Raw genomic sequence first — 19,902 nt, forward strand, 5'->3', positions numbered from 1 at the left:
CGGACAGTGAAAGCTTCCGGGTTTTTTGTTGCATCAGTGAAAGCCAAGTTGCCTGTCAGGGCCTCTTCGCTGGCAAGCCAGCTCCTACAGTGTTTTGTAGCGATCACGAATTCGCGTCACAAACCACATCTACGAAACCACTTAAATATCAATAAATCCACTGTCATTTGTGACAGTTACACTGCTGCGGAAAAAATCTTAGGGTGTTCCTCACGGCATCGACAGAACGTCAATGTCAATACCCATGAGATGAAGCTGAAATGGATAACAATTTCGAACGCATGTTAGAGACAATGAAACAACCCAACCCAGGAACCAATGGCACTTTCAAGTGGCGCTTGGATTCGGAGCTCGACTGGACCGAAGCGACCACTGCTCGCGCGGAACTTTGGAATCTTTCTGGTGGACGGAAAAAATGGTGCGTGTATGCCCGGACAGGCTCCCACCTAACAAATGACCTTTTCCACTATATATTCCAGTTTGACTACATTGACGAAAACGTTATTGACAAGACACTTACTCTAGGAGAACAGGGTCTTACCTTTACACATTATTACTCGATCGGCAATCCAGAATACAACGTAATAGATGCACTATCTGCTAAAGTCTCTATCAAACTCGATCCGAAGAACAACACTTTCAAGGGTAACTTTGAAGCGACATTCGGCTCCAACGTCAAATCCCCCAACGGCGAATTCGATTTGACAAGACAACCACGTTAAAGTTAATGACGTGGCAGACTATCCCAACTAGTGGTAGCTGCCCCTCACAATGGATGAGTGCACATTATCCATTGTGGGGTTACTCACAATGAGGCCATGGGTGTTGTCGAAAGATTCACTGGAGAAACGCCGCCACCCGACTCGCCGCCGAAGCCAAATGCTGCTCATGGGTAAACCCCGAAGCCTTCAACGGCTTCAAATCATGATCCCCCGCCACCAACCAGAACACCTCGATACACGGCGATAACGCATAGCCCTCGACCGCCTCACGGTTACCCAGCGCATCCCGCTCCCCCTGAACAATCAGCGTCCGCGTCTTCAATCCAGCCAAATGCTCAACCCGCGGTTTCTCCGGTTTGCCCACGGCATAAAACGGATAGCCAAGGCACACCAGCGCGTCCGCGCCCAGTTCATCGGCGAGCAAACTGGCCATGCGCCCGCCCATGGACTTGCCGCCAATGGCCAGCGGCCCAGTGACATGACGTCGCACTTCGCCGTACACCTCACGCCAGCATTCCAGCAGTTTCGCCGCCGGATTCGGCGGGCGTTTGCTGCCATCGACACGCCGCTGCGCCATGTACGGAAATTCAAAACGCAGCACGTTGACGCCGTGTGCAGCAAGGCGTTGCGCCATGTCGCTCATCCAGGCGCTGTCCATCAGAGCACCGGCGCCGTGGGCCAGGATCAGGGTTGCCGAGGCCTTGCCGCTGGCGACGTTCCACAACCATCCGTGATCCCGCACGCACTGCGCCCATTGATCCCCGTCAATACCGGCCTTGTGCTGTTTGTCCATGCTTGCCTCGCTTTTAGTCTGCCTATAACTCCGGCCAAAGGGTGCGTTTGCACACTTGGGCTGAACCGTGGATGGGGAACCATGAACACTTCTATCAGTACCGCCTACAACTATAAGGTGGTCCGCCAATTCGCCATTATGACGGTGGTGTGGGGCATCGTCGGCATGGGGCTCGGGGTTTTTCTCGCTGCCCAGTTGGTCTGGCCGGAACTCAACTTCAATTTGCCCTGGACCAGCTTCGGCCGCCTGCGCCCGCTGCACACCAACGCGGTGATCTTCGCCTTCGGCGGTTGCGCCCTGTTCGCCAGTTCGTTTTATTCGGTGCAACGCACCTGCCAGGCCCAGCTGTTTGCACCGAAAATCGCCGCCTTCTGTTTCTGGGGATGGCAGCTGGTGATCCTGCTGGCGGCCATCAGCCTGCCGCTGGGCTACACCAGTTCCAAGGAATACGCCGAGCTGGAATGGCCGATCGACATCCTGATCACCATCGTCTGGGTCGCCTACGCCATCGTGTTCTTCGGCACGATCATGCAGCGCAAGACCAAACACATTTATGTGGGTAACTGGTTCTTCGGTGCCTTCATCGTCACCGTGGCGATCCTGCACATCGTCAACAACATGGAGTTGCCGGTCAGCTTCACCAAGTCCTACTCGCTGTACTCCGGTGCCACCGACGCGATGGTGCAATGGTGGTACGGCCACAACGCCGTGGGCTTTTTCCTCACCGCCGGTTTCCTCGGGATGATGTATTACTTCGTGCCGAAACAGGCTGAGCGTCCGGTGTACTCCTATCGCCTGTCGATCGTGCACTTCTGGGCGCTGATCACCTTGTACATCTGGGCCGGCCCCCACCACCTGCACTACACCGCCTTGCCGGACTGGGCGCAGTCGCTGGGCATGGTGATGTCGCTGATCCTGCTGGCGCCAAGCTGGGGCGGGATGATCAACGGCATGATGACCCTGTCGGGCGCCTGGCATAAGTTGCGCAGTGACCCGATCCTGCGTTTCCTCGTGGTGTCGCTGGCGTTTTACGGCATGTCGACCTTCGAAGGGCCGATGATGGCGATCAAGACGGTCAACGCCCTCTCCCACTACACCGACTGGACCATCGGCCACGTCCACGCCGGCGCGCTCGGCTGGGTGGCGATGATTTCCATCGGCGCGCTTTACCACATGATCCCGAAAATCTTCGGTCGCGCGCAGATGCACAGCATCGGCCTGATCAACGCGCACTTCTGGCTCGCCACCATCGGCACCGTGCTCTACATCGCCTCGATGTGGGTCAACGGCATCGCCCAGGGCCTGATGTGGCGTGCGGTGAACGAGGACGGCACGCTGACCTACTCCTTCGTCGAAACCCTGGTGGCCAGCCACCCTGGCTTCGTCGTGCGACTGGTGGGCGGGGCGATCTTCTTCAGCGGCATGTTGCTGATGGCCTACAACACCTGGCGTACCGTGCGGGCCTCGCAGCCTGCCGAAGCCGCCGCTGCCGCGCAGATGGCCTGAGGAGTCCGCCATGAAACACGAAACTATCGAGAAAAACGTCGGCCTGTTGCTGCTCCTGATGATCCTGGCCGTAAGCATCGGCGGCCTGACCCAGATCGTCCCGCTGTTCTTCCAGGACGTGACCAACAAACCGGTGGAAGGCATGAAGCCCTACACCGCGCTGCAACTGGAAGGCCGCGACATCTACATCCGCGAAGGCTGCGTCGGTTGTCATTCGCAGATGATCCGCCCGTTCCGCGCCGAGACCGAACGCTACGGGCACTACTCGGTGGCCGGCGAAAGCGTCTGGGACCATCCGTTCCTCTGGGGTTCGAAACGCACCGGGCCGGACCTGGCCAGGGTGGGCGCGCGTTACTCCGATGACTGGCACCGCGCGCACTTGTACAACCCGCGCAACGTGGTGCCGGAATCGAAGATGCCGGCCTACCCGTGGCTGGTGGCCAACGCGGTCGATAGCAACCACACCGAAACCAAGCTCAAGGCCATGCGCACCCTGGGCGTGCCCTATACCGACGACGACATCGCGAGCGCGGCCGAGTCGCTCAAGGGCAAGTCCGAAATGGACGCACTGGTTGCCTACCTGCAAGTGCTCGGCACTGCGATCAAGAGCAAGAGGTGAGCCATGGTCGTTGAAATGAGCACTGGAATGATCCGCGGCCTGGGCACGGTCGTGGTGTTCGTGGCCTTCATCGGCCTGACGCTGTGGGTATTCAACGGCAAGCGCAACGCGCAATTCGCCGAAGCGCGCCTACTGCCGTTCGCCGACGAGCCACACCCCGAGATCCCCGAAGAATCCGCCACAAGGAGCACCCGGCCATGACCACTTTCTGGAGTACGTGGATCTGCGTACTGACCATCGGCAGCCTGATCGGCCTGACCTGGCTGCTGATCGGCACCCGCAAGGGCGAAACCAAGGGCAGCGTCGACCAGACCATGGGCCACAGCTTCGACGGCATCGAGGAGTACGACAACCCGTTGCCGCAATGGTGGTTCATGCTGTTCGCCGGCACCCTGGTGTTTGCCGTCGGTTACCTGATCCTCTATCCGGGCCTTGGCAACTGGAAAGGCATCCTGCCCGGCTACGCCAACGGCTGGACCGGCGTGCACGAGTGGGAAAAGGAAATGGACCGGGCCGACGCCCGATTCGGGCCGATCTTCGCCAAATTCGCCGCCATGCCGCTGGAGGAAGTGGCCAAGGACCCGCAAGCACTGAAAATGGGGGGTCGACTGTTCGCCTCCAACTGCTCGGTGTGCCACGGCTCGGATGCCAAGGGCGCGTTCGGCTTCCCCAACCTGGCAGACAGCGACTGGCGCTGGGGCGGCGACGCCGACACCATCAAGGCCACCATCCTGGGTGGACGCATGGCGGCGATGCCGGCCTGGGGTGAAATCCTCGGCGAAGCGGGGGTGAAGAACGTTGCCGCCTATGTCCGCCATGAATTGGCAGGCCTGCCATTGCCGGCGGACAGCAAGGCCGACCTGCAAGCCGGACAGCAAGCGTTCAGCAGCACCTGCACCGCCTGTCACGGGGCCAATGGCCAGGGCACAGCAGCCATGGGCGCGCCAAACCTGACGCACCCGGCCGGTTTCATCTACGGCACGGGGTTGACCCAGCTCGAGCAGACCATCCGCCATGGTCGCCAGGGTCACATGCCGGCGCAGAATGAGCTGCTCGGCAACGATAAAGTACAGTTGCTTGCGGCTTATGTGTACAGCCTGTCAAACGGATTGAATACAGAAAACCTGCAAGTCGAAGGCAAAAAGCAATAGTTCGCAACACCCCCACTGCCGCATTCTTTCGGATGCGGCAGTTCCCTGCCCCTTTGCGACCCATTGTCGCACCCTTCCATACCTCCCCTTTCGAATCCCCGGATTCGGGTCTACGCTTGATCGATGGGGACTGGCCCGTGCCGGTTCCAGGTCTTCCTTGCACGATGTGTTCAACCAATCGGCCGATTGAAAGGCCGCAAAGGCAGGTAGATACCGGCTGTCGAGCCAAATGCCGTCGGTCGGCGATCAGGCCTTTTCAACACACCCCGTTACAAGTGACCTGAACCCCTCGCTTCTTCCGTTCCCTGCGACATTTTGTCCGAGGCCAATTTTGACCCTACGCGGCGCATGGAAAGGCCGCAGAATCAGCATTTGAAAGCATTGACCCAGGTCATGGCGCGTTGCAATGACCCCCTGCTTTCTACATACTTGCGGCCGATTTTTAATCCTAATAAAACACCCAAACCGTGGAACCTTAGAATGAGCACAGCAATCAGTCCGACTGCTTATAACTATAAGGTAGTCCGCCAGTTCGCCATCATGACGGTGGTCTGGGGGATCCTTGGCATGGGGCTCGGTGTCTTCATCGCCTCGCAACTGGTCTGGCCGGAATTGAACTTCGGTCTGCCCTGGACGAGCTTTGGACGCCTGCGCCCGTTGCACACCAACCTGGTGATTTTCGCCTTCGGTGGTTGTGCACTGTTTGCCACTTCCTATTACGTCGTGCAGCGAACCTGCCAAACGCGACTGATTTCCGACAGCCTCGCGGCCTTCACCTTCTGGGGTTGGCAAGCGGTGATCGTCGGCGCCATCGTTACCTTGCCGCTGGGTTACACCACCACCAAGGAATACGCTGAGCTGGAATGGCCGATCGCCATTCTGCTGGCCATCGTCTGGGTTACCTACGGCCTGGTGTTCTTCGGCACCATCGTCAAGCGCAAGACCAAGCACATCTATGTGGGCAACTGGTTCTACGGTGCCTTCATCGTCGTGACGGCGATGCTGCACATCGTCAACCACATGTCGCTGCCGGTCAGCCTGTTCAAGTCCTACTCGGCCTACTCGGGTGCGACCGACGCGATGATCCAGTGGTGGTACGGCCACAACGCCGTAGGTTTCTTCCTGACCACGGGCTTCCTGGGGATGATGTACTACTTCGTGCCGAAACAGGCCGAGCGTCCGATCTACTCCTATCGCCTGTCCATCGTGCACTTCTGGGCGCTGATCACCCTGTACATCTGGGCCGGTCCTCACCACCTGCACTACACCGCTCTGCCGGACTGGGCTCAGTCCCTGGGCATGGCCATGTCGATCATCCTGCTGGCACCAAGCTGGGGCGGCATGATCAACGGCATGATGACCTTGTCGGGCGCCTGGCATAAGCTGCGCACCGACCCGATCCTGCGGTTCCTGGTGGTGTCCCTGGCGTTCTACGGCATGTCGACCTTCGAAGGGCCGATGATGGCGATCAAGACCGTCAACTCGCTGTCGCACTACACCGACTGGACCATCGGCCACGTACACGCCGGCGCGCTGGGCTGGGTTGCGATGATCTCGATCGGCGCGATCTACCACATGATCCCGAAACTGTTCGGTCGCGCGCAGATGCACAGCATCGGCCTGATCAACACGCACTTCTGGCTCGCGACCATCGGTACCGTGCTGTACATCGCTTCGATGTGGGTCAACGGCATCACCCAGGGCCTGATGTGGCGTGCAATCAACGACGACGGCACCCTCACCTACTCCTTCGTCGAAGCACTGCAGGCCAGCCACCCTGGCTTCATCGTGCGTGCCCTGGGCGGTGCGTTCTTCGCCGCCGGCATGCTGTTCATGGCCTACAACGTATGGCGTACCGTACGTGCCTCGAACCCGGCAGAAGCTGAAGCTGCCGAACAGATTGCTGTAGTTGGAGCTCACTGATGAAGCATGAAGCAGTCGAGAAGAACATTGGCCTGCTGGCCTTCTTCATGGTTATCGCCGTCAGTGTCGGCGGCCTGACCCAGATCGTTCCGCTGTTTTTCCAGGACGTCACCAACAAGCCGGTCGAGGGCATGAAGCCCCGCCCGGCCCTGGAACTGGAAGGCCGCGACGTCTACATCGCCAACGGTTGCGTCAGCTGCCACTCGCAGATGATCCGCCCGTTCCGTGCTGAAACCGAACGTTACGGCCACTACTCGGTCGCCGGTGAAAGCGTGTGGGACCACCCGTTCCTGTGGGGTTCCAAGCGTACCGGTCCGGACCTGGCCCGTGTCGGCGGTCGTTACTCCGATGACTGGCAGCGTGCGCATTTGTACAACCCGCGCAACGTGGTGCCTGAGTCGAAAATGCCGGCCTACCCGTTCCTCGTGGAAAACAAGCTCGACGGCAAGGAAACCGCGAAGAAAATGGAAGTCTTGCGCACGCTCGGCGTCCCTTACACCGACGAAGACATCGCCGGTGCACAGGATGCCGTGAAGGGCAAAACCGAAATGGACGCGCTGGTGGCCTATCTGCAAGGCCTGGGCACCATCATCAAAAGCAAACGGTGATCTAAATGGATATCGGGATGATTCGTGGCCTGGGCACCGTCGTCGTGATGGTGGCCTTCGTCGGTCTGGCGTTGTGGGTATTCAGTCCCAAGCGCAAGTCGGAGTTCGAAGACGCGACCTTGCTGCCTTTTGCGGATGATCCCGAAGCCATCAAGCACGTCGAGCAAGCTTCTAGGAGTAACAAAGAATGACTACATTCTGGAGTCTGTATGTCACAGTCCTCAGTCTCGGTACGATCTTTTCCCTGACCTGGCTGCTGCTGTCGACCCGTAAGGGCCAGCGCAGCGAGGCGACCGAAGAGACGGTCGGCCACTCCTTCGACGGGATCGAGGAGTACGACAACCCCCTGCCGAAATGGTGGTTCATGCTGTTCGTGGGCACCATCATCTTCGCCCTGGGCTACCTGGTGCTGTACCCGGGCCTGGGCAACTGGAAAGGCCTGCTGCCGGGTTACAACTACCTGGATAACGAGAAGCAGACCGCGTTTGCCAACGGCCAGACCGGCTGGACCGGCGTTCACGAGTGGGAAAAGGAAATGGCCCGCTCGGACGCCAAGTTCGGTCCGATCTTCGCCAAGTTCGCTTCCATGCCGATCGAAGAGGTGGCAAAGGATCCACAGGCCCTGAAAATGGGCGGCCGCCTGTTCGCCTCCAACTGCTCGGTCTGCCACGGTTCCGACGCCAAGGGTGCCTATGGCTTCCCTAACCTGACCGACGCCGACTGGCGCTGGGGCGGCGAAGCGGAAACCATCAAGACCACCATCATGGGCGGCCGTCACGCGGTGATGCCGGCGTGGGCTGAAGTGATCGGCGAGCAAGGCGTTGCGGACGTTGCCGCTTTCGTCCTGACCAACCTCGATGGCCGCAAGCTGCCGGAAAACACCAAGGCCGACCCGGTTGCCGGGCAGAAACTGTTCGCGGCCAACTGCGTGGCGTGCCACGGTCCGGAAGGTAAAGGCACCCCGGCGATGGGCGCACCCGACCTGACCCACCCGGCCGCGTTCATCTACGGTTCGAGCTTCGCGCAACTGCAGCAGACCATCCGTTACGGCCGCCAGGGCCAGATGCCTGCGCAAGAGCAGATGCAGGGCAACGACAAGGTTCACCTGCTGGCCGCTTACGTCTACAGCCTCTCGCATGGCGAGAAGGCTCCGGTGGCGGACGCCCAGTAAGGCAAACGCTTGATGCAACAAAAAACGGCCCCGCCAATGTGAATTGGCGGGGCCGTTTCTATTGTGGCTTACGCTAGTCTATAGATGCCCGCGACTCATTCTGGCAGCAATGGGCAACGGCGACCCAAGCGTATTCAATGCCTGCATGAACCTGGGAGAGACTCATGCACGCCCGGCAGCTTATGGAAGGCGACCGCCGCCCAAGGAGTCCAGGCCACCCGTTCCGCGCTTGTTGTCAGCAGCAATCCCCCTGGGGCGGGCTTTATCGATAGAAGACTCAATCGTGTGAGTCGGGGTACTGGACGTCGCCTGAGGAGCTGGAGCCGTGCAACCGGTCACAGGTTTCGGCTCCGGGGTGACTTGTGGCTCGGCAGCGGGGATTTGCACAGCGGTGGGTTCATCTTCATGATGGGTCATGGTTACTTTTCCTTAAGTAAATTATTGAATGTTCAAGCTGCGACCTGGCTACTGTCGCCGATCCAAAGTACGCATTTCATATTGACGATGCCATCCAGCATTGTTCTCAAACTATTACCCGGACCATAAGCCCTGAAATCGTCCAGGGGTGGATAAAGGGCAATAGCGAATTGTCTATAGTCAAGTGACCTGCATCATGTTTTGTTACATTCGCTACACCATTGTTGATTTTTCCCCAACGCGACCAAAGGTCGCACCCTTGAGCTAGAGCGACAGGCGTATCATTGGGCCACTGCGACACCTCTTTTTGACCGCGGTCGGCACGTACTGACCGAGGCATTTTTCCACTGCCGTGGGATGCAATGATGAGCAACCAGATTCCGGTACACGACGTCACTCCACCCGCCAAGAACGCGAACAACAGCGTCGACCTCTACGCCTCCAGGGAAAAAATCTACACCCGTGCCTTTACCGGCATTTTCCGCAACCTGCGAATGGCAGGCGGTGCCGCGCTGTTCCTGTTGTATTTCGGTACGGTGTGGCTCAACTGGGGCGGGCACCAGGCCGTCTGGTGGAACCTGCCTGAGCGCAAGTTCTTCATCTTCGGTGCCACCTTCTGGCCCCAGGATTTCATCCTGCTGTCCGGCATGCTGATCATCGCCGCCTTCGGCCTGTTCTTCATCACGGTGTACGCCGGCCGGGTCTGGTGCGGATACACCTGCCCGCAGAGCGTGTGGACCTGGATCTTCATGTGGTGTGAAAAGGTCACCGAAGGCGACCGCAACCAGCGCATCAAACTCGACAAGGCGCCGATGAGCGCCAACAAGTTCCTGCGCAAATTCAGCAAGCACAGCCTGTGGCTGTTGATCGGTTTCGTGACAGGCATGACTTTCGTTGGCTACTTCTCGCCGATTCGCGAACTGGTGATTCAGTTCTTCACCGGCGAGGCGGATGGCTGGTCGTATTTCTGGGTCGGTTTCTTCACCCTCGCCACCTACGGCAACGCCGGCTGGCTGCGCGAGCAAGTGTGCATCTACATGTGCCCGTACGCACGCTTCCAGAGCGTGATGTTCGACAAGGACACGCTGATCGTCTCCTACGACCCGCGCCGTGGCGAAAGCCGTGGCCCGCGCAAGAAAGGCATCGACTACAAGGCCCAGGGCCTGGGCGACTGCATCGACTGCACCATGTGTGTCCAGGTCTGCCCGACCGGGATCGACATCCGCGACGGCCTGCAGATCGAGTGCATTGGCTGCGCGGCGTGCATCGATGCCTGCGACGCGATCATGGACAAGATGGAGTACCCGCGTGGCCTGATCAGCTATACCACCGAGCACAACCTGTCCGGGCAGAAAACCCATAAGCTGCGCCCGCGCCTGATTGGCTATGCCGTGGTGCTGATGGCGATGATCGGCGTGCTGGTGACTGCATTCTTCATGCGTTCACTGGTCGGTTTCGACGTCAGCAAGGACCGCGTGCTGTACCGTGAGAATGCCGAAGGCCGGATCGAGAACGTCTACAGCCTGAAGATCATGAACAAGGACCAGCGCGACCACAGCTATGTGCTCGAGGCCACCGGCCTGCCGGACCTCAAGCTGCAAGGCCGGCGTGAGATCAAGGTGGCGGCCGGCGACATCATCAGCCAGCCGGTCGAACTGTCGGTGGCCCCGGAACAATTGCCGTCGAGCACCAACGAGGTGAAATTCATCCTCAAGGACGCCGATGACGCCAGCATCCACGTTGAAGCCAAGAGCCGATTCATCGGCCCACAAAATCGTTGAGAGAAGTGATCATGCCCGCAGCAACTGCCGCAAGTCCCTGGTACAAGCACCTTTGGCCGTGGATCATCATCGGGATCCTGGCCTGCTCGGTGACCCTGACCTTGTCCATGGTGACCATCGCGGTGAAAAACCCGGACAACCTGGTCAACGACAACTACTACGAGGCTGGCAAAGGCATCAACCGTTCGCTCGACCGTGAACTGCTGGCGCAGACCCTGTTGATGCGCGCCAGCATTCACCTGGATGACGTGACCGGTGAAGTCGACCTGCGCCTGAGCGGCAACAGCCAGCCGGCGACGCTTGAGCTGAACCTGATCTCGCCGACGCAACCGGAGAAGGACCGCAAGATCACCCTCACCCGCAGCGATACCGAACAGGGCCGCTATATCGGCCAACTGAGCGACAAGATCGAAGGCCGCCGCTTCATCGAATTGCTCGGCAGCCAGGATGACCACATCTGGCGCATGTTCGAGGAAGAACTGGTCAACCACGACAAAGAGCTGCTGCTGGGTGACGAGCCGCTGCAAGGCGCGGAAGACCTGAAGAAATAGAAAGCCGCGCTTCGCGCTTCAATGTAGGAGCTGCCGCAGGCTGCGATCTTTTGATCTTGCTTGTTAAGATCAAAAGATCGCAGCCTCGTTTCACTCGTCAGCTCCTACAGGGATAGCGCCCTCCCCGGACAATTTTGAATGACCACCCCAACCCCCTGCTACCACTGCGCCCTGCCCGTCCCGGCCGGCAGCCGCTTCACCGCCGCCGTGCTCGGGGAGTCCCGCGAATTCTGCTGCCCGGGCTGCCAGGCCGTGGCCGAGGCCATTGTCGCCGGCGGGTTGGAGAGCTATTACCAGCATCGCAGCGAAGCCTCGGCCAACCCCGAAGCACTGCCGGTGCAATTGGTCGATGAACTGGCGCTGTACGACCGCGCCGACGTGCAGCAACCCTTCGTTCGCCACGAAGGCGAACTGGCCGAAACCACCCTGCTGATCGAAGGCATCAGTTGCGCCGCCTGCGGCTGGTTGATCGAGAAACACCTGCGCACCTTGCCGGCCGTTGCCGAAGCACGCCTGAACCTGTCCAACCATCGCCTGCACGTGCGCTGGACCGACGCGCAATTGCCACTGAGCCGGGTGCTCGCCGAGCTGCGCCACATCGGCTACGCCGCCCACCCCTACCAGGCCGACCGCGCCAGCGAACAACTGGCCAGCGAGAACCGCCTGGCCCTGCGCCAGCTCGGCGTGGCCGGGCTGCTGTGGTTCCAGGCGATGATGGCGACCATGGCCACCTGGCCGGAATTCAACATCGACCTCAGCCCCGAGCTGCACACCATCCTGCGCTGGGTCGCGCTGTTCCTGACCACGCCGATCGTGTTCTACAGTTGTGCGCCGTTCTTCAAGGGCGCCATGCGCGACCTGCGCACCCGGCACCTGACCATGGACGTTTCGGTGTCGCTGGCCATTGGCAGCGCCTACATCGCCGGGATCTGGACCTCGATCACCGGAGTCGGCGAGCTGTATTTCGATGCCGTCGGCATGTTTGCGCTGTTTCTGCTGGCCGGGCGCTACCTGGAACGGCGCGCCCGGGAACGCACCGCCGCCGCGACCGCGCAACTGGTCAATCTATTGCCCGCTTCATGCCTGCGCCTGGGTGGCGACGGCCAGAGCGAGCGCATCCTGCTCAGCGAACTGCGGGTCGGCGATCAGGTGCTGGTGCATCCGGGGGCGATCCTGCCGGCCGACGGCAAGATCCTCGACGGCCAGTCATGCATCGACGAGTCGCTGCTGACTGGCGAATACCTTCCGCAGCCACGCACCCCGGGCGACGCCGTCACCGCCGGTACACTGAATGTGGAAGGCCCGTTGACCGTCGAAGTCCTGGCCCTGGGTCAGGACACCCGCCTCTCGGCCATCGTGCGCCTGCTCGACCGCGCCCAGGCGGAAAAACCGCGCCTGGCGGAAATTGCCGATCGCGCCGCGCAATGGTTCCTGCTGCTGTCGTTGATCGCCGCCGCCGCCATCGGCCTGCTGTGGTGGGAGCTGGACCCTTCGCGGGCCTTCTGGATCGTGCTGGCGATGCTGGTCGCGACCTGCCCCTGCGCCCTGTCCCTGGCCACGCCGACCGCCCTCACCGCTGCCACCGGCACCCTGCACAAGCTGGGTTTGCTGTTGACCCGCGGCCATGTGCTGGAAGGATTGAACCAGATCGACACGGTGATTTTCGACAAGACTGGCACCCTCACCGAAGGTCGCCTGGCGCTGCGCTCGATCCGCCCCCTCGGCACTCTCGACAGCGACCAGTGCCTGAGTCTCGCCGCGGCCCTGGAGAACCGTTCCGAACACCCGATTGCCCGCGCTTTTGGTCGCGCGCCGCTGGCCGCCGAGGACGTTCACAGCATGCCGGGGCTTGGCCTCGAAGGGCAGGTCGGCGCGCAACGCTTGCGCATCGGCCAGCCCGGTTTTGTCTGCGCACTCAGCGGCGCTGCCGTGCCGGCCATTCCGGACGAAGCCGGCCAATGGCTGCTGCTCGGCGATAGCCAGGGGCCGCTGGCGTGGCTGGTGCTCGACGACCGTCTGCGCGCCGATGCCCCTGCCCTGCTCGCCGCCTGCAAGGCACGCGGCTGGCGCACCCTGTTGCTGTCCGGCGACAGCTCGCCGATGGTCGCCAGTGTCGCGGCCGAGTTGGGTATCGACGAGGCCCGGGGCGGCCTGCGCCCGGACGATAAACTGCAGGTCCTGCAACAACTGCACAGGGAAGGCCGCAAGGTGCTGATGCTCGGTGACGGGGTCAACGATGTTCCCGTCTTGGCCGCCGCCGATATCAGCGTGGCCATGGGCTCGGCCACGGACCTGGCGAAAACCAGCGCCGACGCCGTGCTCCTGTCCAACCGCCTCGATGCCCTGGTGCAAGCCTTCAGCCTGGCACGGCGCACCCGTCGGGTGATCATCGAGAACTTGCTGTGGGCGGGACTGTACAATGGCCTCATGTTGCCGTTCGCCGCCCTCGGCTGGATCACGCCTGTGTGGGCCGCGGTCGGCATGTCGATCAGTTCGTTGACCGTGGTGCTCAACGCCCTGCGCCTGACTCGCCTGCCGAGCGCGCCGACTGCCCGCACCACGCCAGCAACCCGCCCGCTGCCGGCCTGAGCCGCGCGGGCATGGAGTCCAGATGCCAGCTCTCTACGTGATGATTCCCGCCGCGCTGTTGATCGTGGCCATCGCCGTCTACATCTTCTTCTGGGCGGTCGACAGCGGTCAGTACGACGACCTCGACGGCCCGGCCCACAGCATCCTGTTCGACGACCAGGACCCGAACCACACCGCGGCGGTCGACGAGGCCAGCGGCCAGCCGCCCAAACCCGACGACAAGGCGCCGCCCCATGCTTGAATTGGCACCGCTGCTGGTGTCGGCGCTCATCCTCGGCCTGCTCGGTGGCGGGCATTGCCTGGGCATGTGCGGCGGCTTGATGGGCGCATTGACGCTGGCTATCCCCAAGGAGCAACGCAGCCGCCGCTTTCGCCTGCTGCTGGCCTACAACCTGGGGCGCATCCTCAGCTACGCCGCCGCCGGCCTGTTGATCGGCCTGGCCGGCTGGGCGGTGGCCAACAGTCCCGCGGCGATGTTCATGCGTGTGCTCGCCGGCCTGCTGCTGATCGCCATGGGCCTGTACCTGGCCGGCTGGTGGAGCGGGCTGACGCGCATCGAAAGCCTCGGTCGCGGCCTGTGGCGGCATATCCAGCCGGTGGCCAACCGACTGCTGCCGGTGTCGAGCCTGCCCCGCGCGCTGCTGTTGGGCACGCTCTGGGGCTGGCTGCCGTGTGGCCTGGTCTACAGCACCTTGCTGTGGTCGGCCAGCCAGGGCAATGCGCTGGACAGTGCGCTGTTGATGTTGGCGTTTGGGCTGGGGACCTGGCCTGTTTTGCTCGCTACGGGGCTGGCGGCTGAACGGGTGACGGCGTTGTTGCGTAAACGCAGCGTGCGCATGGCGGGCGGGTTGTTGGTGATGTTGTTTGGGATCTGGACACTGCCGGGGCCGCATCAGCATTGGCTCATGGGGCATTAAAAGCATAAGATCGCAGCCTGCGGCAGCTCCTACATGGGATGGCATTACACCTGTAGGAGCTGCCGAAGGCTGCGATCTTTTGATCTTGATCCTCCTTGATGCAAATCAAGATGCCCCACCCCGCCCTCGCATAAAGTGGCTGACACTGCCAGCCTATCCGGGGGAATGCCCGCATGATGCTCGACGCCATTCGTTGGGACACCGATCTGATCCGCCGTTATGACCTGGCGGGACCGCGCTACACCTCCTACCCGACCGCCGTGCAATTCCACAGCCAGATCAGCCCGTTCGACCTGCTGCATGCCCTGCGCGACAGCCGCAAGGCCGCGCGCCCGTTGTCGCTGTACGTGCACGTGCCGTTCTGCGCGAACATCTGCTACTACTGCGCCTGCAATAAGGTCATCACCAAGGATCGCGGCCGCGCACTGCCTTACCTGCAGCGCCTGGAACAGGAGATCCAGTTGATCGCCTGCCACCTCGACCCGACACAAAAAGTCGAGCAGCTGCACTTTGGCGGCGGCACACCGACCTTCCTCAGCCACGACGAGTTGCGCCAGTTGATGGCCCACCTGCGCAAACACTTCAATCTGCTGGACGATGATTCCGGCGACTACGGCATCGAAATCGACCCCCGCGAAGCCGACTGGTCGACCATGGGCCTACTGCGCGAACTGGGTTTCAATCGGGTCAGCATCGGCCTGCAAGACCTTGACCCGGCCGTGCAGCGCGCGGTCAACCGCCTGCAGAGCCTGGAGGAAACCCGCGCAGTGATCGACGCCGCCCGCACCCTGCAGTTTCGCTCGATCAACATCGACCTGATCTACGGGCTGCCCAAGCAGACCCCGGAGAACTTTGCGCGCACCGTCGACGAAGTCATCAGCCTGCAACCGGACCGGCTCTCGGTGTTCAACTACGCACACCTGCCGGAACGCTTCATGCCGCAACGGCGGATCAACAGCAACGAGCTGCCGACTCCCGCGCAAAAACTGCAAATGCTTCAGGGCACCATCGTGCAACTGACCGCCGCCGGCTACCGCTACATCGGCATGGACCACTTCGCGCTGCCCGACGATGAACTGGCGATTGCCCAGGAGGAAGGGACCCTGCAACGCAACTTCCAGGGCTACACCACCCACGGCCATTGCGACTTGATTGGCCTGGGTGTGTCGGCGATCAGTCAGATCGGCGACCTGTACTGCCAGAACAGCAGCGACCTGAATCGATACCAGAACGCCCTGGCCTCGTCACAACTGGCCACCAGCCGTGGCCTGCTGTGCAACGCCGATGACCGACTGCGCCGCGCCGTAATTCAGCAGCTGATCTGCAATTTCAGCCTGGAATTCGCCCAGATCGAACAGGCCTTCAATATCGATTTTCAAGGTTATTTCGCCGAACTTTGGCCGCAATTGCAGTGCATGGCCAAGGATGGCCTGATTGAGTTCGATAGCGAACGCATCACGGTATTGCCGGCAGGCCGCCTGCTGGTGCGCTCGGTGTGCATGGTGTTCGATGCCTACCTTGCGCAACACAGTCAGCAAAGGTTTTCCCGGGTGATCTAGATCCCTGCGACAAATCCGCCGCGTGCTGGCCTCAATGTCCTACAGTGGGTTACCCTTACAGCTTATGTGTGTTTTCCCACAAGGATTGAAGAAATGTCCGAGCCAGTAAAATTGCGCGCTCACACCCAGGCACATTGCAAGGATTGCAGTCTGGCCCCGCTGTGTTTGCCACTTTCTCTGAATCTGGAAGATATGGATGCGCTGGACGAAATCGTCAAACGGGGACGCCCTCTGAAAAAGGGCGAGTTTCTGTTCCGCCAAGGCGACCGGTTCGACTCGGTCTACGCCGTGCGCTCCGGCGCCCTGAAGACCTTCAACCTGAGCGATGGCGGCGAAGAACAGCTCACCGGCTTCCACTTGCCGAGCGAACTGGTCGGGCTATCGGGCATGGACACCGAAAAGCATCCGGTGTCGGCACAGGCGCTGGAAACCACCTCGGTGTGTGAAATCCCCTTCGAACGTCTCGACGAACTGGCCCTGCAACTGCCGCAGTTGCGTCGTCAGCTGATGCGCGTGATGAGCCGCGAGATTCGCGACGATCAACAGATGATGCTGCTGCTGTCGAAAAAGACCGCCGACGAGCGCATCGCCACCTTCCTGGTCAACCTGTCGGCGCGCTTCCGCGCCCGGGGTTTCTCGGCCAATCAGTTCCGCCTGAGCATGTCGCGCAATGAAATCGGCAACTACCTGGGCCTGGCGGTGGAGACCGTGTCGCGGGTGTTCACGCGCTTCCAGCAGAACGAACTGATCGCCGCCGAAGGCAAGGAAATCCGCATCCTTGACCCGATCCAGCTGTGCGCCCTGGCCGGTGGCTCCCTCGAAGGCTGATTCGGCCGATCGCGGCTGAGCGAAACGGTTCAGCCGCCGTTATACTGTGTCGTTTGCAGCCTGCCAGGACATCTTCGATGGTCTTCGACTCCTTCGACATCAAATCCTTCATCCGCCCCGTGATCGACTTTCCCAAGCCCGGCGTGATCTTTCGCGACATCACCCCGCTCTTCCAGTCGCCCACGGCCCTGCGCCTGGTGATGGACAGTTTCGCCCACCGCTATGTCGAGGCGGATTTCACTCATATCGGCGCCATGGACGCCCGGGGTTTCCTGATCGGTTCGGTGCTGGCCTATCAGCTGAACAAGCCGCTGGTGCTGTTTCGCAAGCAAGGCAAGTTGCCAGCCGACGTCCTGGCCGAAGGCTATGCGACGGAGTACGGCGAAGCGTTTCTTGAAGTGCACGCCGACAGCCTGTGCGAAGGCGATTCGGTGGTGATGTTCGACGACCTGATCGCCACCGGCGGCACCCTGATTGCAGCGGCGAACCTGGTTCGGCGCATGGGTGCGCGGGTTCATGAAGCGGCGGCGATCATTGATTTGCCGGAGCTGGGCGGGTCGCAGCGCCTGGAAGACATGGGGATTCCTACTTTTTGCCTGACGCAGTTTGCTCTTACCGATAAGTAAGCGGCGACTGTACTGACGCTATCGCCGGCAGGCCAGCTCCCACAGGGTTCTGTGTCATGCGCAGGATTTGCGTACGGCGTAGATCCTTGTGGGAGCTGGCCTGCCGGCGATGACGTGAGTCGCTACACAGCAAGCCTCAGAGTCCCATCTGCTTGCTGATGATCTCGTTCATCACTTCCCGCGTCCCCCCGCCAATCGAAAGAATCCGGTTATCCCGGTACAACCGCTCCACCAGGCTCTCGCGCATGTAACCCAGGCCACCGAGGATCTGCACGGCATCGTGGGTGATCCGGTCTGCGGTATCCGTGGCAAAATTCTTGGCCATGGAAATCTCCTTGATCACGCTCTTGCCCGCCGCCATCTTCGCCGCCTGCCGGTAGGTGAATTCCCTTGAGACTTCGAGTGCCGTGGCCATCTCCGCCAGACGATGCTTGATCACCTGGAACTTGCCGATCGGCTTGCCAAAGGCTTCACGCTCGCGCGCCCACTTGAGGCTCTCCTCCAGGGCAAGCTGCGCAGTCATGTTGGCCATCAAGGCCAAGGCCAGGCGTTCGTTCTGGAAATTGCCCATGATGCAGGCAAAACCCATGTTTTCGCTGCCGATCAGATTGCCTACGGGCACTTGGCAATCATCGAAGAACAGCTCGGCTGTGTCCGACGCCCACCAGCCCATTTTCTTCAATGGCCGTCCGACGGTAAAACCCGGTGTACCCTTTTCGATTAGCAACAGGCTGATGCCGGAAAAACCCGGCTCGCCGGTGCGCACCGCGACGGTGTAGAAATCCGCGCGCACACCGCTGGTGATGAAGGTTTTACTACCGCTGACCCGGTAGAAGTCGCCCTCACGCACGGCGCGGGTTTGCAGGTTGGCGACGTCGGACCCGCCGCCGGGTTCGGTGACGGCCAGGGCGCTGATTTTCTCGCCGGACAGCACCTGTGGCACGACCCGGTCACGGATTTGCGGCCTGGCCCACTTGAGAATCGGCGGCAAGCCGATGTCCAGCGACCCCAGCCCCGCCACCAGGCCTCCGGAGCCACAGCGCATCAGTTCTTCGCTGGCGGCGATCTTGGCAAACACATCGCCCTCGTGGCTGCCACCCAGGCTCTGTGGATAACCGATGCCGAGAATGCCCGCGGCGCCGGCTTTCACGTAAAGCTCTCGGGGAAAGCTTTCGGCTTCTTCCCACCGGTCGATGTCCGGCAGGATCTCGCGCTCGACGAAGCGTCTTACGCTGTCGCGGACCATTTGGTGGCTGGGGTCGAAGTATTCCTCGAAGGCAGGCATCGGCGAACTCCACTGAAGGGTTCAGCGAAGTTAACCGAGCGCTTGCTTGGTTTTCAACAGGATTGTGTGAATCAGCGGGACCGAGGCGCCTGCATCGCCAGCAAGCCGGCTCCTACAGGGGTTCTGTAGGCACCGCTAATGCCATGTGGGAGCGGGCTTGCTCGCGAAGGCGTCAGTAAAAACACCACACAACTTAGAGGGAAATCGGCTTACGCCCCGCAAACGAATGCGCCAGCGTCCCGCCATCCACCAACTCCAGCTCGCCTCCCAACGGCACGCCATGGGCGATGCGCGACGCGATCAGGCCTTTGCTGCTGAGCAACTGGGCGATGTAGTGCGCGGTGGCTTCACCTTCCACCGTCGGGTTGGTGGCGAGGATGACTTCAGTGAACGTGCCCGCCTCCTCGATCCGCGCCATCAACTGCGGAATGCCGATCGCCTCCGGGCCCAGACCGTCAAGCGGCGACAGGTGGCCCTTGAGCACGAAGTAGCGGCCACGGAAACCGGTCTGCTCCACGGCGTAGACGTCCATCGGCCCTTCCACCACGCAGAGCAAGGTGTCGTCGCGCCGGGTATCGGCGCATTGCGGGCAGAGGTCGTCTTCGGTCAGGGTGCGGCACAGACGGCAGTGACCGACCCCGTCCATGGCCTGGCTCAGGGCCAGTGCCAGGCGCGAGCCACCACTGCGATCACGCTCGAGCAACTGCAACGCCATGCGCTGGGCGGTTTTCTGACCCACACCTGGCAAAACTCGCAGGGCGTCGATCAGTTGGCGAATCAAAGGGCTGAAGCTCATGGGGAAAAGTCCGACGAAAACAACGAGACGCGGTTTATACCCGCGCCTCCGTTGAGCGTC

The 19,902-nt window shown here is 61.1% G+C and carries 20 protein-coding genes; 17 read left to right on the forward strand and 3 right to left on the reverse strand.

Annotation, left to right across the window (positions count from 1 at the left end):
• Positions 1 to 260: 260 nt before the first annotated feature.
• Positions 261 to 722, forward strand: coding sequence for a hypothetical protein (locus SOP95_RS23025; RefSeq protein WP_323608430.1), 462 nt, complete (start codon positions 261 to 263; stop codon positions 720 to 722).
• 115 nt (positions 723 to 837) lie between these two features.
• On the opposite strand, the gene SOP95_RS23030 is transcribed toward SOP95_RS23025, so the two are convergent.
• Positions 838 to 1,515 (reverse strand): alpha/beta family hydrolase, encoded by a 678-nt coding sequence (locus SOP95_RS23030; RefSeq protein ID WP_323608431.1) that lies wholly within the window; start codon positions 1,513 to 1,515, stop codon positions 838 to 840.
• An 81-nt stretch (positions 1,516 to 1,596) separates the two neighbouring features.
• On the opposite strand from SOP95_RS23030, the gene ccoN (SOP95_RS23035) reads away from it, so the two are divergent.
• The 16 genes from ccoN (SOP95_RS23035) (at position 1,597) to SOP95_RS23110 (ending at position 17,761) form a co-directional block, all read left to right on the forward strand.
• Positions 1,597 to 3,021: a cytochrome-c oxidase, cbb3-type subunit I gene (gene ccoN / locus SOP95_RS23035; RefSeq protein ID WP_323608432.1), complete on the forward strand. Its 1,425-nt coding sequence runs from the start codon at positions 1,597 to 1,599 to the stop codon at positions 3,019 to 3,021.
• Positions 3,022 to 3,031: 10 nt separating this feature from the next.
• Positions 3,032 to 3,640 (forward strand): cytochrome-c oxidase, cbb3-type subunit II, encoded by a 609-nt coding sequence (ccoO, locus tag SOP95_RS23040; RefSeq protein WP_274077978.1) that lies wholly within the window; start codon positions 3,032 to 3,034, stop codon positions 3,638 to 3,640.
• Between the two features lie 3 nt (positions 3,641 to 3,643).
• On the forward strand, positions 3,644 to 3,841 hold the full coding sequence (locus tag SOP95_RS23045; RefSeq protein WP_323608433.1) for a cbb3-type cytochrome oxidase subunit 3: 198 nt from the start codon (positions 3,644 to 3,646) through the stop codon (positions 3,839 to 3,841).
• Positions 3,838 to 4,791, forward strand: a complete 954-nt coding sequence (ccoP, locus tag SOP95_RS23050; RefSeq protein WP_323608434.1) for a cytochrome-c oxidase, cbb3-type subunit III — start codon at positions 3,838 to 3,840, stop codon at positions 4,789 to 4,791. The genes SOP95_RS23045 and ccoP (SOP95_RS23050) overlap by 4 nt, the downstream gene beginning before the upstream one ends.
• A gap of 480 nt (positions 4,792 to 5,271) precedes the next feature.
• Entirely contained in the window at positions 5,272 to 6,714 is a 1,443-nt protein-coding gene (gene ccoN / locus SOP95_RS23055; RefSeq protein WP_274077975.1) for a cytochrome-c oxidase, cbb3-type subunit I, read from the forward strand.
• Positions 6,714 to 7,322, forward strand: a complete 609-nt coding sequence (gene ccoO / locus SOP95_RS23060; protein ID WP_274077974.1) for a cytochrome-c oxidase, cbb3-type subunit II — start codon at positions 6,714 to 6,716, stop codon at positions 7,320 to 7,322. The genes ccoN (SOP95_RS23055) and ccoO (SOP95_RS23060) overlap by 1 nt, the downstream gene beginning before the upstream one ends.
• A 5-nt stretch (positions 7,323 to 7,327) precedes the next feature.
• Complete coding sequence (locus tag SOP95_RS23065) at positions 7,328 to 7,513, forward strand: CcoQ/FixQ family Cbb3-type cytochrome c oxidase assembly chaperone (RefSeq protein ID WP_032831505.1); 186 nt, start codon at positions 7,328 to 7,330, stop codon at positions 7,511 to 7,513.
• Positions 7,510 to 8,493 (forward strand): cytochrome-c oxidase, cbb3-type subunit III, encoded by a 984-nt coding sequence (gene ccoP / locus SOP95_RS23070; RefSeq protein ID WP_323608435.1) that lies wholly within the window; start codon positions 7,510 to 7,512, stop codon positions 8,491 to 8,493. The genes SOP95_RS23065 and ccoP (SOP95_RS23070) overlap by 4 nt, the downstream gene beginning before the upstream one ends.
• 782 nt (positions 8,494 to 9,275) lie before the next feature.
• Positions 9,276 to 10,691: a cytochrome c oxidase accessory protein CcoG gene (ccoG, locus tag SOP95_RS23075; RefSeq protein ID WP_323608436.1), complete on the forward strand. Its 1,416-nt coding sequence runs from the start codon at positions 9,276 to 9,278 to the stop codon at positions 10,689 to 10,691.
• An 11-nt stretch (positions 10,692 to 10,702) separates the two neighbouring features.
• On the forward strand, positions 10,703 to 11,242 hold the full coding sequence (locus SOP95_RS23080; RefSeq protein WP_274077971.1) for a FixH family protein: 540 nt from the start codon (positions 10,703 to 10,705) through the stop codon (positions 11,240 to 11,242).
• A 138-nt stretch (positions 11,243 to 11,380) separates the two neighbouring features.
• Positions 11,381 to 13,831, forward strand: coding sequence for a heavy metal translocating P-type ATPase (locus SOP95_RS23085; RefSeq protein WP_323608437.1), 2,451 nt, complete (start codon positions 11,381 to 11,383; stop codon positions 13,829 to 13,831).
• Between the two features lie 22 nt (positions 13,832 to 13,853).
• Positions 13,854 to 14,072, forward strand: coding sequence for a cbb3-type cytochrome oxidase assembly protein CcoS (ccoS, locus tag SOP95_RS23090; RefSeq protein ID WP_323608438.1), 219 nt, complete (start codon positions 13,854 to 13,856; stop codon positions 14,070 to 14,072).
• Positions 14,065 to 14,748 carry a sulfite exporter TauE/SafE family protein gene (locus SOP95_RS23095; protein WP_323608439.1) on the forward strand — a complete coding sequence of 228 codons (684 nt, stop codon included), beginning with the start codon at positions 14,065 to 14,067 and terminating at the stop codon, positions 14,746 to 14,748. Before ccoS ends, SOP95_RS23095 begins: the two co-directional genes overlap by 8 nt.
• A 176-nt stretch (positions 14,749 to 14,924) precedes the next feature.
• The gene (gene hemN, locus SOP95_RS23100; RefSeq protein ID WP_323608471.1) at positions 14,925 to 16,307 is read left to right on the forward strand and encodes an oxygen-independent coproporphyrinogen III oxidase; all 1,383 of its coding nucleotides are present in this window, start codon (positions 14,925 to 14,927) and stop codon (positions 16,305 to 16,307) included.
• A 93-nt stretch (positions 16,308 to 16,400) separates the two neighbouring features.
• Entirely contained in the window at positions 16,401 to 17,135 is a 735-nt protein-coding gene (gene fnr / locus SOP95_RS23105) for a fumarate/nitrate reduction transcriptional regulator Fnr (protein ID WP_274077968.1), read from the forward strand.
• 77 nt (positions 17,136 to 17,212) lie between these two features.
• On the forward strand, positions 17,213 to 17,761 hold the full coding sequence (locus SOP95_RS23110; protein ID WP_323608440.1) for an adenine phosphoribosyltransferase: 549 nt from the start codon (positions 17,213 to 17,215) through the stop codon (positions 17,759 to 17,761).
• Positions 17,762 to 17,897: 136 nt separating this feature from the next.
• On the opposite strand, the gene SOP95_RS23115 is transcribed toward SOP95_RS23110, so the two are convergent.
• Both SOP95_RS23115 and recR read right to left on the reverse strand, forming a co-directional pair.
• On the reverse strand, positions 17,898 to 19,046 hold the full coding sequence (locus SOP95_RS23115) for an acyl-CoA dehydrogenase family protein (RefSeq protein WP_323608441.1): 1,149 nt from the start codon (positions 19,044 to 19,046) through the stop codon (positions 17,898 to 17,900).
• Between the two features lie 193 nt (positions 19,047 to 19,239).
• Complete coding sequence (gene recR / locus SOP95_RS23120) at positions 19,240 to 19,842, reverse strand: recombination mediator RecR (protein ID WP_274077966.1); 603 nt, start codon at positions 19,840 to 19,842, stop codon at positions 19,240 to 19,242.
• Between the last annotated feature and the right edge of the window lie 60 nt (positions 19,843 to 19,902).

Origin of the sequence: Pseudomonas sp. YuFO8 (assembly GCF_035065025.1) — a bacterium.
Classification (GTDB): Bacteria; Pseudomonadota; Gammaproteobacteria; order Pseudomonadales; family Pseudomonadaceae; genus Aquipseudomonas; species Aquipseudomonas putida_AE.

Bases quoted from the DNA above. Each gene is read 5' to 3' on its own strand.
- SOP95_RS23110 (WP_323608440.1), top strand. From the start codon at position 17,213: ATGGTCTTCGACTCCTTCGACATCAAATCCTTCATCCGCCCCGTGATC.
- SOP95_RS23095 (WP_323608439.1), top strand. From the start codon at position 14,065: ATGCTTGAATTGGCACCGCTGCTGGTGTCGGCGCTCATCCTCGGCCTG.
- SOP95_RS23030 (WP_323608431.1), bottom strand. From the start codon at position 1,515: ATGGACAAACAGCACAAGGCCGGTATTGACGGGGATCAATGGGCGCAG.
- ccoP (WP_323608435.1), top strand. From the start codon at position 7,510: ATGACTACATTCTGGAGTCTGTATGTCACAGTCCTCAGTCTCGGTACG.
- hemN (WP_323608471.1), top strand. From the start codon at position 14,925: ATGCTCGACGCCATTCGTTGGGACACCGATCTGATCCGCCGTTATGAC.
- ccoO (WP_274077978.1), top strand. From the start codon at position 3,032: ATGAAACACGAAACTATCGAGAAAAACGTCGGCCTGTTGCTGCTCCTG.
- ccoN (WP_323608432.1), top strand. From the start codon at position 1,597: ATGAACACTTCTATCAGTACCGCCTACAACTATAAGGTGGTCCGCCAA.
- ccoP (WP_323608434.1), top strand. From the start codon at position 3,838: ATGACCACTTTCTGGAGTACGTGGATCTGCGTACTGACCATCGGCAGC.
- recR (WP_274077966.1), bottom strand. From the start codon at position 19,842: ATGAGCTTCAGCCCTTTGATTCGCCAACTGATCGACGCCCTGCGAGTT.
- ccoS (WP_323608438.1), top strand. From the start codon at position 13,854: ATGCCAGCTCTCTACGTGATGATTCCCGCCGCGCTGTTGATCGTGGCC.
- SOP95_RS23080 (WP_274077971.1), top strand. From the start codon at position 10,703: ATGCCCGCAGCAACTGCCGCAAGTCCCTGGTACAAGCACCTTTGGCCG.
- ccoG (WP_323608436.1), top strand. From the start codon at position 9,276: ATGAGCAACCAGATTCCGGTACACGACGTCACTCCACCCGCCAAGAAC.
- ccoN (WP_274077975.1), top strand. From the start codon at position 5,272: ATGAGCACAGCAATCAGTCCGACTGCTTATAACTATAAGGTAGTCCGC.
- ccoO (WP_274077974.1), top strand. From the start codon at position 6,714: ATGAAGCATGAAGCAGTCGAGAAGAACATTGGCCTGCTGGCCTTCTTC.
- SOP95_RS23025 (WP_323608430.1), top strand. From the start codon at position 261: ATGGATAACAATTTCGAACGCATGTTAGAGACAATGAAACAACCCAAC.
- SOP95_RS23085 (WP_323608437.1), top strand. From the start codon at position 11,381: ATGACCACCCCAACCCCCTGCTACCACTGCGCCCTGCCCGTCCCGGCC.
- SOP95_RS23045 (WP_323608433.1), top strand. From the start codon at position 3,644: ATGGTCGTTGAAATGAGCACTGGAATGATCCGCGGCCTGGGCACGGTC.
- fnr (WP_274077968.1), top strand. From the start codon at position 16,401: ATGTCCGAGCCAGTAAAATTGCGCGCTCACACCCAGGCACATTGCAAG.
- SOP95_RS23065 (WP_032831505.1), top strand. From the start codon at position 7,328: ATGGATATCGGGATGATTCGTGGCCTGGGCACCGTCGTCGTGATGGTG.
- SOP95_RS23115 (WP_323608441.1), bottom strand. From the start codon at position 19,046: ATGCCTGCCTTCGAGGAATACTTCGACCCCAGCCACCAAATGGTCCGC.